The sequence below is a fragment of the Bacteroidota bacterium genome (genome assembly GCA_016721765.1).
Lineage (GTDB): Bacteria > Bacteroidota > Bacteroidia > UBA4408 > UBA4408 > UBA4408.
The window spans coordinates 219080-235816 of record JADKHO010000001.1 but is presented as its reverse complement, the minus strand read 5'-3'; the positions used below and the strand labels follow the sequence as shown (position 1 = coordinate 235816).

Annotated in this window: 9 protein-coding genes; 7 read left to right on the top strand and 2 right to left on the bottom strand. The window is 39.3% G+C overall.

The window, feature by feature from the left end; translation table 11 throughout:
- The first annotated feature begins 96 nt into the window (after positions 1–96).
- The 5 genes from IPP32_00960 (at position 97) to IPP32_00940 (ending at position 9795) form a co-directional block, all read left to right on the top strand.
- Entirely contained in the window at positions 97–3546 is a 3450-nt protein-coding gene (locus IPP32_00960) for a T9SS type A sorting domain-containing protein (GenBank protein ID MBL0046659.1), read from the top strand.
- 56 nt (positions 3547–3602) lie between these two features.
- A complete protein-coding gene (locus IPP32_00955) occupies positions 3603–5873 on the top strand; it encodes a lamin tail domain-containing protein (protein MBL0046658.1) in 2271 nt (756 codons plus the stop codon).
- Positions 5874–6547: 674 nt separating this feature from the next.
- Complete coding sequence (gene lpxK / locus IPP32_00950) at positions 6548–7600, top strand: tetraacyldisaccharide 4'-kinase (protein ID MBL0046657.1); 1053 nt, start codon at positions 6548–6550, stop codon at positions 7598–7600.
- Positions 7584–8396, top strand: a complete 813-nt coding sequence (locus tag IPP32_00945) for a purine-nucleoside phosphorylase (protein ID MBL0046656.1) — start codon at positions 7584–7586, stop codon at positions 8394–8396. Before lpxK ends, IPP32_00945 begins: the two co-directional genes overlap by 17 nt.
- Before the next feature lies 1 nt (position 8397).
- Positions 8398–9795 (top strand): choice-of-anchor B family protein, encoded by a 1398-nt coding sequence (locus IPP32_00940; protein ID MBL0046655.1) that lies wholly within the window; start codon positions 8398–8400, stop codon positions 9793–9795.
- 665 nt (positions 9796–10460) lie between these two features.
- Here the strand turns inward: IPP32_00940 and IPP32_00935 are convergent.
- Positions 10461–11681, bottom strand: a complete 1221-nt coding sequence (locus tag IPP32_00935; protein ID MBL0046654.1) for a DUF2029 domain-containing protein — start codon at positions 11679–11681, stop codon at positions 10461–10463.
- A 143-nt stretch (positions 11682–11824) separates the two neighbouring features.
- Between IPP32_00935 and IPP32_00930 the strand changes: the two genes are divergently transcribed.
- A complete protein-coding gene (locus tag IPP32_00930; GenBank protein ID MBL0046653.1) occupies positions 11825–14548 on the top strand; it encodes a 2-oxoglutarate dehydrogenase E1 component in 2724 nt (907 codons plus the stop codon).
- 33 nt (positions 14549–14581) lie between these two features.
- Positions 14582–15844, top strand: coding sequence for a 2-oxoglutarate dehydrogenase complex dihydrolipoyllysine-residue succinyltransferase (gene odhB, locus IPP32_00925; GenBank protein MBL0046652.1), 1263 nt, complete (start codon positions 14582–14584; stop codon positions 15842–15844).
- Positions 15845–15851: 7 nt separating this feature from the next.
- Here odhB and IPP32_00920 read toward each other — a convergent pair whose 3' ends face one another.
- Complete coding sequence (locus tag IPP32_00920) at positions 15852–16670, bottom strand: helix-turn-helix domain-containing protein (GenBank protein ID MBL0046651.1); 819 nt, start codon at positions 16668–16670, stop codon at positions 15852–15854.
- Between the last annotated feature and the right edge of the window lie 67 nt (positions 16671–16737).

Sequence of the window (16737 nt, the reverse complement as noted above, 5' to 3'; positions counted from 1 at the left end):
AAAGCGATAAATCGATACAACTTTAATTGAATATAGCTTTTTTATGCAAGAGATTTGTGCTGTCTTACTGCTAAATAATTCTCACATTCTAATGCTATGAAAAAAAATTACCTTGTTCTTCTGTTATCTATTTTATGCTCACTGCAAGACAGTTATTCGCAGTCTTGGCAATCAATAAATTCCGGTGCAAATTCTACACTCAATACCGTTTATTTTGCATCAGCAACACATGGGTGGGCAGCCGGAAATGGCGGAAATAACATCATTGCAACTACCAATGGAGGTAATACTTGGACAGCACAATCAACCGGATTAAGCTCTTTGGTTGTTTGGAATGGAATACACTTTACTTCTGTTAACAATGGTATTGTGGTAGGTCCTCAAGCGATACTATGCACAACTTCTAATGGCGGAAGTACATGGACACAGGTAAATAGTGGAACAAACTATGCTTTAAATTCAGTTCACTTTTCGTCAAGCACCAATGGCTTTGCTGCTGGCGAAGGAAGTGTAATTATTGCAACCACCAATGGAGGCTCATCATGGACTACAAAATCGGCCGGGGTTATAACAAATCCTTCAATAAGGAGTATTTATTTTGCAAGTAACTCAGTTGGTTGGGTTGTTGGTGATAATGGTTTGATTAAAAAGAGCAGCGATGGTGGAACAACATGGTCAACCCAAACTTCCGGGACTACCCAAAATTTATTGGATGTGTATTTTGTGAGTTCAAGTCAGGGATGGATAGTAGGATCAAATGGAAGTATTTTAACAACCTCAAATGGTGGAACAACCTGGTCGGTGCAAACTTCCGGAACTACCACCAAGCTAAGATCGGTTCATTTTGTTTCCTCTTCATTCGGATGGATTACGGGTGATAACGGACTTATCTTAACAACTACAAATGGAGGAACTACATGGACTGTGCAAGCAGCACCGCCATTTTTTAATGTTCCACTTCATAGTGTATTCATGAGTTCAGCAACATTGGGTTGGTCGGTTGGTGTAGCTGGAAATTTAATTAAGTTTTGTACTGCTCCTGCACAACCCGGTACAATTTCGGGAAATACTACTATTTGTGGAGGTAGTTCACAAACATATACTGTTGCTGCGGTTGCCGGTGCAACTACCTATACATGGACCTTGCCAAATGGTTGGACTGGCACATCTTCAAGCAACAGCATTACAGTTGTTTCAAACACAACAGTTGGACCAGTAACAATTTATGTAACGGCAAATAATGGTAGTTGTCTTTCAGCTCAAAGAGCATTGAATGTTACTATAAGTGCTTTACCGGTGCAGCCAGGAAATATAACTGGAAATAGTAATCCATGTGTTGGAACCAGTCAATCCTATAGCATTGCATCAGTAAGCGGTGCTACATCCTATACATGGACGTTACCTTCAGGATGGTCAGGTACTTCAACGTCAACTTCCATCTCAACTAATGTTGGAAATACCGGGGGTACTATTTCAGTAAAATCAAACGGCAGTAATGGATGTAGTTCAATTAATAGAACCTTGTCTGTTACCGTAAATGCAATACCTTCAAGCCCGGGAGTAATTTCAGGGAATGCAACAATTTGTTCAGGATCCGCGCAAACGTATTCTATTTCTACCGTAGCGGGAGCGTCAAGTTATAGTTGGACTTTACCTAATGGTTGGACAGGTAATTCTACTACCAGTACATTAAGTTGTAATGCTGGTGCATCTTCAGGAAATGTAACCGTATCAGCTACAAATTCATGTGGTACTTCTGCTCAAACGAATAAAGCTATTTCTGTAAATACAAGTCCTGCATCACCTGCAAATATTGTAGGTAGTACAAACATCTGTTTTAATACTGTAACGAGTTATAGCATAAGTTCTGTTTCAGGTGCTACATCTTACAATTGGACTTTGCCGGCAGGTTGGTCAGGTTCTTCATCTGCCGTGAACCTTGTTGCAACTTCCGGAAATTCAGGTGGAACAATAAGTGTAACAGCAACGAATAGTTGCGGAACTTCATCACCTAAAACATTGGCTGTATCAGTTAATACAGCCCCAGCGACCCCGGGTTCAATTAGTGGCGGTTCAACAGTATGTTCAGGGACAAGTGGCTTAAGTTACAGTATCAATACGGTTGCCGGCGCTACTACCTATACATGGTCATTGCCATTAGGATGGACGGGTGTTTCAACAACCAATAGTATTTCTTCTGTAACAGCAGGCTCAGCTTCAGGAAATATTTCTGTAACAGCTACTAATCTTTGTGGTTCTTCAAGCTCCTCAACACTTCCAATAAGTGTAAACGATATTCCTGCAAGTCCTAGTGTTATTAGTGGTGCTTCTTCAATTTGTTCAGGGATTTCACAAACCTATTCAATTAACAATGTGCAAGGTGCTACTTCGTACACCTGGACCTTACCAAATTCTTGGTTTGGAACTTCAACAACTACCAGCATTACAACTACAACCGGTACTACAGGTGGTAATATATCGGTAATTGCATTAAATACATGTGGTAGTTCGGTACCAACTACATTGGCCGTTTCCTTAGCAGGAACTGGTAGTGTGCCACCATCCCCTTTAGCAATATTAGGTAGCGACACCACTTGTGAATCAACTTTGCAAAGTTATTCTGTTGCTGCAGTTGCAGGTGCTTCGTCGTATTTATGGACTTTGCCAACAGGTTGGACTGGCACTTCTGCTACCAATACGATTTATGTTACTACAGGAGTTGCCACAGGGGATATTACAGTATCAGCTATTAATTCGTGTGGTTCATCTGCTACGATATCCATGAATGTTGCCGTAAATAAAAGTCCTATTATGTCAGGAAACATTGTAGGAGCAGCTTCTGTTTGCGATAGTAGTAGTCAAACATATACTTTAAACTCTATACCGGGAGCAAACAGTTATAATTGGATTTTACCAAATGGATGGTCAGGTTCATCTTTAAGCAATAGCATCTTAGCATTTGCAAATGGCAGCAGCGGAACAGTTAGTGTTACAGCTGCTAATGGTTGTGGAACAAGTTTGCCGCAAACACTCATCATATCCTTAAACAGCCTACCAACAATAATTTTTGCACAACTCGATACTTTGTGTTATACCAACAATCCAATTGTTTTGCAAGCAGCAACACCCGCTGGAGGAGTGTATACAGGTGTAGGTATTACAAACGATAGTATTTTTAATCCTTCACTATCGGGTGCAGGAAGTTTTTTGATAAACTATACTTATACAGATTTAAATAATTGCAGTAATATTGCACACAGTGCACAGGTAGTGGATTTGTGTTTATCTCTTGAACCTGAAATCAGTCTTCAAAGCAACATTAAGTTTTTTCCGAATCCAGCTAATGAATGTATTCATATAACTGATGCAAATGGAGCTGACGTTGCAGTTTTAAATAGCATGGGAGAAATAGTAGAAACTGTTTTTATTAAGTCGGATTTTTACAGTATGAACATCAAAAAATATCTACCCGGGATTTATTTTTTAAGGGTTACACGTGCGAATAGACCAAGTAACCACTTATTTATCAAACAGATTTCGAACTAATCAATTTAAAACCGACCTACAATAAAAATAATATTAACTCAAAAAACTTATATAAAATGAAAAACCTAAAATTATTAGTTCTATTGGTTCTTTTTAGCCAACACTCATTTTCACAAGCTCCTGAAATTTGGGGAGTTGGCAAATCAACAATTAATAGTACAAGTTATACTATTTATAAAACGGATACAAGTTTGAATAATCCGGTTACTACTGTAAAAGTATTATCATCACAAATTGATGGTATTCCAACCGGTAATTTAGTAAAGGGAATTTACGACAGTTTAATTTATGGAGTATTAACGTCTCAGTCAGGTTTGTTTAAAATTTATAAAATAAATACACTCACAAACTTTTTTTCGATTCTTTATCAAACCACAACAGTTAATCAAGGAGCTTACGTAGTTGGAGAGTTAATGAAACATCCGAATGGAAAATATTACGGAATGACCTATTCAGGAGGCAGTCAAGGTTTGGGAGTTCTATTTGAATGGAATCCAATAGCTAATACTTACCTTGTGAAACATCATTTTAGTGGTGCTGATGGCTCCACACCAAGAACAAATGCTTCCTTGAGATATTGTAACAATGATGGTTATTTTTATGGGTTAACTGAAGCGGGTGGAACGAATAACTATGGTGTTTTATTTAGATATAAAGTCACAACAAGCACTTACGAGGTAATTAATAATTTTAATTATTCCAACGGTATTGCTCCGAATGGCTCTGTTCAACTTTTAGAATATGCAAACGGTGATTTAAATATTTTGTATACTTTATGTTTAAGTAATAGCAATAATTGGGGAACCTTATGTAATACACGTTATACCAATAGCACAGCAGCATTTACAACTACCTACCACAGTTTTTCAGGATTATATTTTTACAATAACACAATGCAATTCAGCAACCCAGCAGGCGAAATTATTAGATTAAAAACCAATAATTCAAATAATGATGCACAGTTTATGGGAATGGGAAGAGCTGGTAGTCAAAATCTATATGCCTTGTATTCATTTGCTGTTAACAAAATAACCAAACAAGTTTATACAAATACCACTTTGAATTTTACAAGCTATTTTCCAACCGATCAAGTGTATGCGACGAACGATAATATAGTGCAAAGCAACTTTGCAAATGGGGTTGTGTATTTAGCAACAAATGGATTTGATTATTCAAATACCAATGGTAGTTTCATTCGGAAGTATTATCCAATGAATAACTATTTTGCCGTTAACAGAGATATTTATAACACACAAAATTTGTCTAATTTAGTGGAGGGCTGCCGTCCGTATATACATACCTATTCCCCTTGCGTTGCAGCAACTTTACCTGTTTTGTCGAGTTCAGCAACTAATGTTTGCAATAACAATCCGGTTACTTTATCTATTACCGGTGGTTCTCTTAATGGTTCAGCAGCTTGGAATTGGTATACAGATAGTTGTGGTGGAAATTTAGTTGGTACAGGCACCAGCATTACTGTAACACAAAGTTCAACAACTACATATTATGTGCGTGGTGAGGGAGGTTGCAGTACAAACGGAAATTGTGCCAACATTACTGTTTATTGTATACCGGCAGGTACCGGCAATGATTTATTTTTTTCTGAATACATAGAAGGTAGTTCAAATAATAAGGCATTTGAAATTTTTAATCCTACTAGTTCTATTATAGATTTGTCAATCTATAATGTTGAACTTTATATAAATGGTTCAACAACACCTACAAATTCGCAAGTATTAACAGGCAATTTAGCTCCCGGAGATGTTTTTGTTTTGGCCAACACAGGTGCAGCAGCACAATTTACTGCTGTTGCAGATATTCTTTCAAATGCATGCAATTTTAATGGAGACGACGCAATCGTGCTTAAAAAGAATAATGTTCCTATCGATATTATTGGACAAGTAGGAATAGATCCCGGTTTAAATTGGCCGATTTCTGGTGGTGGGGCAACTTCCGATTTTACTTTAGTTAGAGATAGCCTGGTTAATAACCCTGAAACAAATTGGACCATTGCACAAAATCAATGGTATGTATACCCAATAAATACAGCTAGTTATTTGGGTTATCATAACATGCACTATACACCTAATTCAGTGGAAACACTGCAAGCTAACCAAGGAATGCAGATTTATCCCAATCCCGGCAATGGCTTAATTACGCTGCAGTTAAAGGAAAAATCAATAATTACGCTTACAAACAGTATGGGGCAAATTATTTATAAATCGAATTTTGCGGATTATAGTTTTGAGCTCAACATACAAGAGTTTGCTCCTGGCTTGTATTTTATTAAATCTTCCAACAAGGTGATGAAATACCTAAAATTATGAATTTCAACTAATCGGTAAATTATTAATTGCTTATTTTTTGATATTTCTGAAGTCGAAACGGTTTGGTAAAAGCCTGTCTTAACTTCACAACAGCTCAACTCGTCTGCGTTTGCAACGCGGATGCCTTGAAGAATGCGTTTGTAACGCAGAAAATAAAAATTCCATTTCTTTAAATGTCTCTTAGAAAAGCAAGTCCTTTTGAAACGCGCTTTTGCGACAGGGATGGAACGGCCTGTTTGAGCTCCTTTGCGCCGGCTTTTCGCCAAGCAAAGAGCGAGTAGTGACAGCCCGGTACCGCCTTTTTGGAGGTGGTAGGCGCCCAAAACATCCAGTGGGTTAAGCTGACAACTATACAATTATTAAATAAATTTGAAATTTAGCTACCGCTCACTCGCTTGCATCCTGCGAGCGAGGTATATTATTAGGCATCTTGCCTTAAAGCGGAAGCCCATTAAATGGCACCTTGTCTTATACTTGATTTATGAATCACTTGGAAGGAATAAATCCAATTCGCAAAATTTTCCCTCACTCGCTTGCATCCTGCGAGCGAGGCACATTAATATTCATCTGGCCTTAAAGCAGACGCCCATAAAATGGCACCTTGCCATATGCCGGATTTATGAATCACTTTGAAGGAATAAAATCCAATGCGCAAAAATTCCTATTTTTATCCAATGCAAGCATTCCGATTTTTGTTAGTGCCACTTTCGTGGATATATGGAATTATCACTTTTATCCGTAACAAGTTTTACGATTGGGGCATTTTTAAAACGCATGAATTTAACTCTTCGCTCATTTGTGTTGGCAACCTAAGTGCAGGCGGAACCGGCAAAACACCTATGGTGGAATACCTGATTGAATTGCTTCAAAAAAACTATGCCCTGGCTACCTTGAGTCGAGGCTACAAGCGCAAAACAAGTGGTTTTTATATTGCCGATGCAAACAGCACTGCACAGGATATTGGCGATGAACCCCGACAGTACAAACAAAAATTTCCCGACCTGCATGTGGCCGTGGATGCTAAGCGTAAGAGAGGTATTGAATTGCTTCATCAAAATTTCAAAAATCTGGATGTGGTGCTGCTGGATGATGCATTTCAACACCGAAATGTGAAAGCTGGAATGTCTATTTTATTGACCGATTATGCTAACTTATTTTTTGAAGACAGTATGCTTCCTGCGGGAACATTGCGCGAATCCGCCTGGGGCATGAAACGCGCCGATATTATTGTGGTAAGTAAAACGCCGCAAAAGCTCACACCGATTGAAAGGCGAATTATCATAAAAAAAATTAATGCATTCGATTACCAACACGTTTATTTTTCGTTTATTCGATATGGTGAATTAATTGCTGCCACAACGGACGTCATTTTGCCCGAAAACAAAAAAGTAACGACTGTGCTGCTGCTTTGTGGCATTGCCAACCCTACTCCATTGAAAGAGCAATTGATTTTGGAATACAAAGAAGTGGTTCCACTATTTTATCCGGATCATTTTGATTTTAAAGTAGTGGATTTACAAGAAATTGTGAAACAGTTTGAACAAATATTAAATCCAAATAAAGTAGTAATTACCACCGAAAAAGATTGGATGCGCCTACAAAAAATGGACTTGCAGGAATGGGTAAAAAAATTACCTTTGTTCTACGTCCCAATAAAAACGGACTTTAATGAACCTGAAAAAGAAGAATTTAATTCACAAATACTAAATTATGTTAGAACAAATTAAAGCCACCACCGACTACATCAAAGCTAAAACAAATGCCTCCCCAAAAATTGGAATCATACTGGGAACGGGCTTGGGAGGCTTGGTAAAAGAAATTGCTGCGGAACATGTATTGCCATACGAAACCATTCCCAACTTTCCGGTGAGTACTGTGGAAGGCCATTCAGGTAAATTGATTTTTGGTAAACTGGGCGGAAAGGATGTGGTGGCCATGCAAGGTAGATTTCATTATTACGAAGGTTACGACATGAAGCAATGTACTTTTCCGGTGCGTGTGATGAAGTACCTGGGTATAGAAAAATTATTTGTGAGCAATGCCAGCGGAGGTGTGAATCCGGGCTTTGAAATTGGCGATTTGATGATTTTAAATGACCATGTAAATTTATTCCCAACAAATCCATTAATAGGAAAAAATTATCCTGAACTGGGCCCTCGTTTTCCGGATATGAGTGAGCCTTATGATATAAGCATGATTGCAGCAGCACAAGCGATTGCAAAAAAACATAACATTAAAACGCAAGTGGGAAGCTATGCGGGCGTGAGCGGTCCTTGTTTAGAAACACCGGCTGAATACCGCTACATTCGCAACATTGGTGCCGATGCAGTAGGAATGAGTACCGTGCCCGAAGTAATTGTTGCGCGCCACATGGGTATACCTTGTTTTGCCATTTCGATTATTACCGACATGGGCGTGGATGGTCGTATTGTGAAAGTTACACATGAAGATGTGCAGCGTGTAGCTGAAGTGGCAGAGCCTAAAATGACCTTATTGATGAAAGAATTAATCCAAAGTTTATAACATGAAAAAATCTTTAGTTGTATTTGTTTTGATAGGGATGGCATTGCATGCTTCCGCTCAGTTCACATCACAAAACATTAATTTGTATGCACGCTGGTTTGATTCTACAGTGGTGCAGGAGCCTAACTACCACATTAAATACAACAGTATTTGGGGATGGAAAAATACCCTACAAAATAAAGAATATGCCATACTTGGTTCTACCGCAGGTACTTATTTTATTGATGTGAGCAATCCTTCTAATCCGGTGAAATGTGATTATGTTGCCGGAAGAAGAGCGGGCTGCATTTGGCGTGAATTTAAAACCTATTCGCATTACGCTTATTTGGTGAGTGATGATCCGGGTGTCAATAGCTTGCAGATTGTGGATTTAAATTACTTGCCCGATTCAGTGCATGTGGTGTATGATTCGAATCAATTGTTTCAAACTTCGCATACGGTTTTTATTGATGGCAGTAAATTGTATTGTGGTTACAACCGCACGCTAACTAGTGCCTATTCTATGGCTGTATACGATTTAGCACCTAATCCAGAGTTACCGGTATTTTTACGTTCCTTAAGTCAGGATGATCCGGGTATAAATCTCGTGCACGATATGTTTGTGCGCAATGATACGGTTTACGCTTCTTGCGGATATCAGGGTTTGTATGTGTATAAATTTACCGGAACTGCATTTGTATCGCTGGGTTCACTTACCAATTATCCGTTTAGTGGCTACAACCACAGCAGTGCTATGGCTCCCGGAAGTCATAAAATGGTATTTTGTGATGAAGTACCTGCAGGTTTACCGGCCAAAGTGGTAGATGTAACCAATCCTGCGAATATGGTTTTTAAATCGAGTTTTGAATCTACACCTAATTCAACTTCCACCCCTCATAATCCATTCATGTTGGGCGAGAGTGTAATTATTGCGTATTATCAGGATGGTTTGCAAATTTTTGATGTATCGGATCCAATGGCTGTTACACGCACTGGGTATTACGATACCAATCCTGACGATTGCCCAACATGCCCCAATCCCGATTACAGCGGCTGCTGGGGAGCTTATGTGGATTTACCAAGCGGGATTATTTTGGCAAGCGATATGCAAAACGGGCTTTTTATTTTGGATGCTAATGCTGCTTTAGGAATTAAAAATGAGAGTTTGGAAACTGATTTGTTTTCGGTATATCCCAATCCCGCCAAGGATAAATTGAGTATTCATTTAAAACAAAATTTACCGGCAAATACTACACTAGAGGTGAGTGATATGAATGGTAAAATTTTGCTTTCCGAAACAATTGTAAGCACTGCAAAATCAACTCAATCTATACCTGTAGAAATGCTTGAAAGCGGTTTGTATGTTTTAAAAGTGAGTTATGGGAATGAAACATTCATTCGTAAATTTTCTAAGCTGTAGGTTTTTTAAACACATAGGCACATAGGTATCATAGGTTTCGCATAGGATTGTTGTTACTGTTAAATCCGCTCAAATCCGCCCAATCCGCGTTATCTGCGTTCTATTTTCCTAGCATAAAAATCAGAATCATCTTAAAGAATCTGCGTTCTTTTCCACCCCCTGTCCCCGCCGGCGGGGGATAAAATAATCATTCCTTTATCATCAGGATTCTAATTGCAGGTTGCTAATCCGCCAAAATCCGCCCAATCCGCGTTATCCGCGTTCAATTTCCTTATCATAAAAATCATAATCATCTTAAAAAATCAGCGTTCCAATCCACCCCTGCCCCGCCGGCGGGGATAAAACAACATTCCTTATCATAGGATTCTATCTGCAGTTTACTAATCCGCCAAAATCCGCCCAATCCGCGTTCAATTTCCTTATCATAAAAATCATAATCATCTTAAAAAATCAGCGTTCCAATCCACCCCCTGTCCCCGCCGGCGGGGGATAAAATAATCATTCCTTTATCATCAGGATTCTAATTGCAGGTTGCTAATCCGCCAAAATCCGCCCAATCCGCGTTATCCGCGTTCAATTTCCTTATCATAAAAATCATAATCATCTTAAAAAATCAGCGTTCCAATCCACCCCCTGCCCCCGCCGGCGGGGGATATATAGATTGATTATTTTAATTCTGGAGATGAAGTTGGCTTAATCAATAGCAGGTCAAAAATTATTTTTGCCCAAATTAAAATGCAGGGAACTGCTTTTAGCACATACGGCACTACGTAATTTACCCGAATGTATTTTGGAAATAAATCGGTTGGGGAAAGCACTGTGAATACAAATGCCAGTAGCACCAGCACCACATTTTCGGGTTTTTGTTTTTGTGAGAAAAACCAAATGGCAACACCGGAAACAGCGATCACATAGGTGGCAGATTCGGCGCGGTGATTGAAAATAATTACCCAAATTAAAATCGAGGAAAGAAATAACAGTTTAAAATGCAATTCCTTAAAAGCTTTGTAATTCAATAAGGGCAAGCAAAATAAAAGCACACCAAGTAAAACTACTCCGGTTTTTGCCTCCACCCCAAACCAGGTACTTAACCATCCCGCTACCGAAATACCGGTTGAAATTCCATGATCGGTTTGCAATAAATTGAGCCAACTTTTGTAGAGAAAAACTAAATAATCGAAGGGTACGAAAGCTAAGGGAAGTGCGGCCAATAAGACTGTCCAGCCCAGTGTATAAAGCGCCGATTTTAATTTATTCGGATACAATAAAAAAAGTGCAAAGGCTACCAATCCAAACAGTTTAATAAAAACCGTTAAAACAATAAAAAGCGCAGCCAATGAAACTTGATTGCGTTCTAAAAATATCAATGCAAAAATGAGTAATCCTGCTATGAGTGCGTTACTCTGGGAGTTTTGTGTGGAGGTAATCAGTTCAAGTAAAATAAATCCCAACATGTAAAGCCTTGTTTTGCTGGTTTGGCCGGGAAGTTTCCATAATGCAAAAAACAATACCAATACATTTAAACTGTTCCAAATAAAAAGTCCAATACCATCGGGTAAAAGCGACATAGGAGCCATTAAAACTGCAAAACTCGGACTGTATTTATACAAATCCCAATGTTCCTCCGGAAAGAGTTGATATAAATCTTTTTGCTCGAGCAGATGGAAAAACGATTGTTTAAAAATTACATAATTGTTGTAATGCTGATATTTTAAACCACTATCGTCAAAAGTTTTTTGATGTTTTAAAAAGCTTTGTGCGGTAATGCCAAGCGTTATAAGCAGCAATAAAATTGCGATGTAGGTGGGTTTTGATAGCCATTTAGCTAATTTAGAAGAGTTGAGCCGTTCTTGCACCTTGTTAGCTTGATTTGGAGTTTGTTGCATAAATTGATTACAAAGAAAATTAAAAAATTAATATCCCTTTGTTTTTAATCATTTTAACATACAAGCTGCTAGCAACGGGATTGCTTTTTGCTCCCAAAATTCCAACAAAAAAATTTACATTTACACCTCAATTGTAAGATAATATGGATACCATGACCTATTTGGGTAATGCCGAAATTGCTTCGCTGGAAGATATGTATCAGCAATACAGAAGCAATCCTGATTCGGTAGATTTTGGATGGAAAAAATTCTTTGAAGGATTTGAGTTTTCAAAAGCCAGTTTTGAAAAAACTACCGTAAATACAACCATTCCAACTGAATTTCAAACCGAGTTTAAAGTAATAAATTTAATCAATGGATATCGTTCCCGAGGACATTTGTTTACCAAAACAAATCCAGTGCGTGAACGCAGGCCTTATTTGCCAACACTTGCCATCGAAAATTTTGGATTAGCTAAGGAAGATTTGGAAACAGTGTTTCAAGCAGGAACACAAATTGGTATTGGGGCTGCAAAATTAAAAGACATCATTGCGCATTTGGAGCAAACCTACTGCGAATCTATTGGTGTGGAGTACATGTACATTCGCAATGCCGAAATCGTTTCGTGGTTGCAAAGTAAAATGGAGGGCACCAAAAATACCCCCCATTTTAGTGTCGAAGAAAAAAAATCAATCCTTGATAAACTCAATGAAGCAACGGTATTCGAAAATTTTTTGAATACAAAATTTGTGGGCCAAAAACGGTTTTCAATCGAAGGGGGTGAAACGGCTATTCCTTCGCTGGATACGATAATTGAGACAGGCGCTGAATTAGGTATTGATCACTTTGTGGTGGGAATGAGTCACCGCGGAAGATTAAATGTATTGGCCAATATTTTGCGCAAACCCTATCAGGATATTTTTGCAGAGTTTGGTGGTTTGGGTAGTGATGATAGCCATTTCGATGGTGATGTAAAATACCATCAAGGCTACAGTGGAAACACCTTAACGCAAAGTGGCAAATATGTGCACCTAAGTTTAACTCCCAATCCTTCGCACTTAGAAGCGGTGGATCCTGTGGTGGAAGGCATTGCCCGCGCTAAAATCGATAATTTGCACAAAGGCGATAACAACAAAGTAGCGCCCATATTAATTCATGGAGATGCTGCTATTGCCGGACAAGGAATAGTTTACGAGGTGATTCAAATGAGTCAGTTGGATGGCTATAAAACAGGTGGTACCATACATTTGGTGGTAAACAATCAAGTTGGTTTTACAACTAATTATATTGATGGCCGCTCCAGTATTTATTGCACGGATGTTGCCAAAGTAGTGCTTTCGCCTGTGTTTCATGTGAATGGCGACGATGTGGAAGCATTGGTGTTTACCTCTAAAATGGCCATGGAGTTTCGTCAAAAATTTCATAAGGATGTTTTTATTGATGTGCTGTGTTACCGCAAATACGGACATAACGAAGGTGATGAACCACGATTTACACAGCCTGTATTGTATAAATTAATTGCCGATCATCCCAATCCACGGGAGATATATTACGAGAAATTAAAATCACAAGGTCATGTGAATGATGCTTATTTGAAAGAAATTGAAGATAAATTTAAAGCGCATTTGCAAGAGAAACTGGAAGAAGGGAAGCAAGCACAAAAGGCAAAAATCACCTCTTTTTTAGAAGGCTCCTGGGTAGGTAAGCGCATGGCTAAAGCCGAAGATTTTTATGCATCGCCGGATACTGCTGTGGGCAAGGAATTGTTTTTAGAACTGGCAAAAAAAATAACCACACTTCCGCAAGGTAAAAAATGGTTTACCAAAACGGTAAAATTGTTTAAAGACCGGGAAGCAATGATTGCCAATAATAATTACGATTGGGGCATGGCAGAGTTGTTGGCTTATGCTACACTTTTAAATTCCGGAAATCAAGTGCGTTTTAGTGGCCAGGATGTGGAACGTGGAACATTTAGTCACCGACATGCTGTTATAAAAATTGAAGATTCAGAAGAAGAATACATTCCATTAGAACACTTGCACGAAAAGCAGGGAGTATTTAATATTTACAATTCTCACTTATCTGAATATGGTGTCTTAGGATTTGAATTTGGATATAGCATGGCTACGCCTGATACCCTCACCATTTGGGAAGCACAGTTTGGTGATTTCTTTAATGGAGCGCAAATCATGATTGACCAATTTATTACTTGTTCCGAAAATAAATGGCGCAAGATGACGGGCTTAGTAATGTTGCTTCCGCACGGATACGAAGGTATGGGTCCGGAACATTCGAGTGGTCGAATGGAACGCTTTTTACAAATGTGTGCGGATAACAATATTCAGGTTGCGAATTGCAGCACGCCTGCCAATATGTTTCACATCCTGCGTAGACAGCTAGTGCGCGAGTTCCGCAAACCATTGGTTGTATTCACACCGAAAAAATTATTGCGCTATCCCACTTGTGTATCTCCGATGGAAGATTTTACCAACGGAGGATTCAAAGAAGTGATTGACGATACAACGGCCAATGCCGACACGGTTACCAAACTTGTTTTTTGTACCGGAAAATTATTTTACGATTTAATAGAGCGCAAGGAAAAGGATAAAAACAACACAGTGGCAATTGTGCGCATCGAGCAATTATATCCCTTGCCATTGTTGCAACTCAATGAAATTATTGAGAAGTATAAAAATGCAAAAACCTACATCTGGGCGCAGGAAGAGCCCGAAAACATGGGTGCCTGGAGTTTTTTACTGCGCGTGTTCAGAGAAGTTCCGCTGCAAGTAATTTCACGAATGGAGAGTGCATCCCCGGCAACGGGTTTTAGCAAATCGCATGAAACACAGCAGAAAGCAATCGTGGACAGTGTTTTTGCAGCAGCATAATTTTGATAAAAAGTAGATTCTAATAATTAAACAATGACAATAGATATTAAAGTACCAAGTCCGGGAGAATCCATTACAGAAGTGGTAATAGCACGTTGGTTGAAAAAGGATGGAGATGTGGTGCGTAAGGATGAAGAGCTGTGTGAAATTGATAGTGACAAGGCTACACTTACCGTAAATGCAGAGGATGCCGGTGCTATTAAAATATTGGCCAAGGAAGGTGATACAGTAAAAGTAGGTGCTGCAATTTGTACCATCGATACCAGTGTGGCTTCACCTGCCGCAGTTAAGGAAACCGCTCCGACTAAAGTAAAGGAAGCTGAATCTAAGCCGGCACCTGTTGTTGTGGCGGATGCTAAGAAGTCGGATTCTTATGCGAAGGACACACCATCGCCCGCTGCTAAAAAATTAATGGATGAAAAATCCTTGCAAGCCAATCAGGTAAATGCTTCCGGAAAAGATGGAAGAATAACCAAAGCGGATGTACTGAATGCCTTAGCAAAAGGATTTACGGTTACTGCGCCCCCAGCACCTGTTTCGAACCCTGCTGCGGTGATGACCGGTAGCCGGGATGTGGATAGACAAAAAATGAGCCCCTTGCGAAAAAAATTAGCGCAACGCTTAGTAGCAGTGAAAAATGAAACAGCCATGCTCACTACTTTTAACGAGGTAGACATGAGTGGAATTATGAGCTTGCGCGCCAAATACAAGGATAAATTCAAAGAAAGTTTCGGGGTGAATTTGGGCTTCATGTCCTTTTTTACAAAAGCGGTTACAGAAGCATTGCAACAGTTTCCGGCAGTAAATGCGCAAATTGATGGAGAAGAAATTGTGTATCACAAATATGCCGATATTGGAATAGCAGTGAGTGCACCAAAGGGTTTGGTTGTACCTGTGTTGCGAAATGCTGAACTGATGAGCTTGGCACAAATTGAAACAGAAATAAAAAATCTGGCGCTTAAAGCCCGCGACAATAAAATAACTCTAGAAGATATGAGTGGCGGAACATTCACCATTACCAATGGAGGAGTGTTTGGAAGCATGATGAGTACACCCATAATTAATCCGCCGCAGAGCGCAATTTTAGGGATGCACAATGTGGTAGAGCGACCAATAGCGGTAAACGGACAAGTTGTGATTCGCCCTATGATGTATGTGGCATTAAGTTATGATCACCGAATTATCGACGGTCGCGAATCGGTTGGTTTTTTGGTTAAAGTAAAAGAGATGCTCGAGAATCCTGTTAAAATGCTCTTCTCAGGAAAGGAACCGCAAGAAATATTATTGGGTTTATAAAAAGCGTTTACTTTAGTACACTGCCTTTTTTCAACTGACTCGTAATTTTCGACATTTCCTTTTGCAGTAGATTAACGGTATTCAGCAATTCATCTTTATTGCCATCGGGTTGTGGTAGCTCGTGGCTGATGTAATTGATGAATTTCCAGATTTCGCGCACTTCGCTTAAAGGCAATTCGTAAGGTTCGTAAGTTGTATTTAGCGATTTGAGTAAAAATTTCTTTTTGCTGCGCAGTTGGTTAAACACCACTTTAAATACCACGCCATCGTCCTGTGTGAGGATGATGTATGCATTTCCATCTTTCACGTTCATCCAATTATCCACAAATTCGGCCGTTACATAACTCTTGTCGGGAATGGGTAACATACTGTCGCCACTGATTTGAAAAGTGCGGTACTTGCGATCGGGAGCCAAAAAGGGCAATTGAAAGGTAGGTAAGGAACTAATAAATTCCGGATCGTTATAGCCTGCTGTGTAACCGGCCTTTGCCTTTACCGGCACCAGCTCTATGTTATCGCGGTTTTTGCTGTCTACCGTAGTTGCTAGTACCCGCAGCTTGGCACCTTTAATAAAATCATCGTGCCCCAGTTCTAGTTCCCGCAATTTACTTTCGGAGAGTTTGCTTAAATCTACTTTTACTAAGGTGTCAATCGATAATTTAAAATAGCTCGAAAAACCAATTAATGCTTCTACCGTAGGGTTGGTAATTAACCCATTTTCATAACTGTTAAAGGTGGAGCGACTCATCCCGAGTTCACCTGCCACCACATCTTGCGTGCGCTGCCTGCGCTGACGAAGAAGCTTAATGTTGTTGCTGAAATGCATAGCTTTTGAGGTTTTATAAGTATTGGCAATTTAATTAAAATCTTTACTCCCGTGGTGAAAAAAATAA

Coding starts and splice junctions, on each gene's coding strand:
- lpxK (MBL0046657.1), top strand. CDS start 6,548: ATGCAAGCATTCCGATTTTTGTTAGTGCCACTTTCGTGGATATATGGA.
- odhB (MBL0046652.1), top strand. CDS start 14,582: ATGACAATAGATATTAAAGTACCAAGTCCGGGAGAATCCATTACAGAA.
- IPP32_00935 (MBL0046654.1), bottom strand. CDS start 11,681: ATGCAACAAACTCCAAATCAAGCTAACAAGGTGCAAGAACGGCTCAAC.
- IPP32_00955 (MBL0046658.1), top strand. CDS start 3,603: ATGAAAAACCTAAAATTATTAGTTCTATTGGTTCTTTTTAGCCAACAC.
- IPP32_00930 (MBL0046653.1), top strand. CDS start 11,825: ATGGATACCATGACCTATTTGGGTAATGCCGAAATTGCTTCGCTGGAA.
- IPP32_00945 (MBL0046656.1), top strand. CDS start 7,584: ATGTTAGAACAAATTAAAGCCACCACCGACTACATCAAAGCTAAAACA.
- IPP32_00940 (MBL0046655.1), top strand. CDS start 8,398: ATGAAAAAATCTTTAGTTGTATTTGTTTTGATAGGGATGGCATTGCAT.
- IPP32_00960 (MBL0046659.1), top strand. CDS start 97: ATGAAAAAAAATTACCTTGTTCTTCTGTTATCTATTTTATGCTCACTG.
- IPP32_00920 (MBL0046651.1), bottom strand. CDS start 16,670: ATGCATTTCAGCAACAACATTAAGCTTCTTCGTCAGCGCAGGCAGCGC.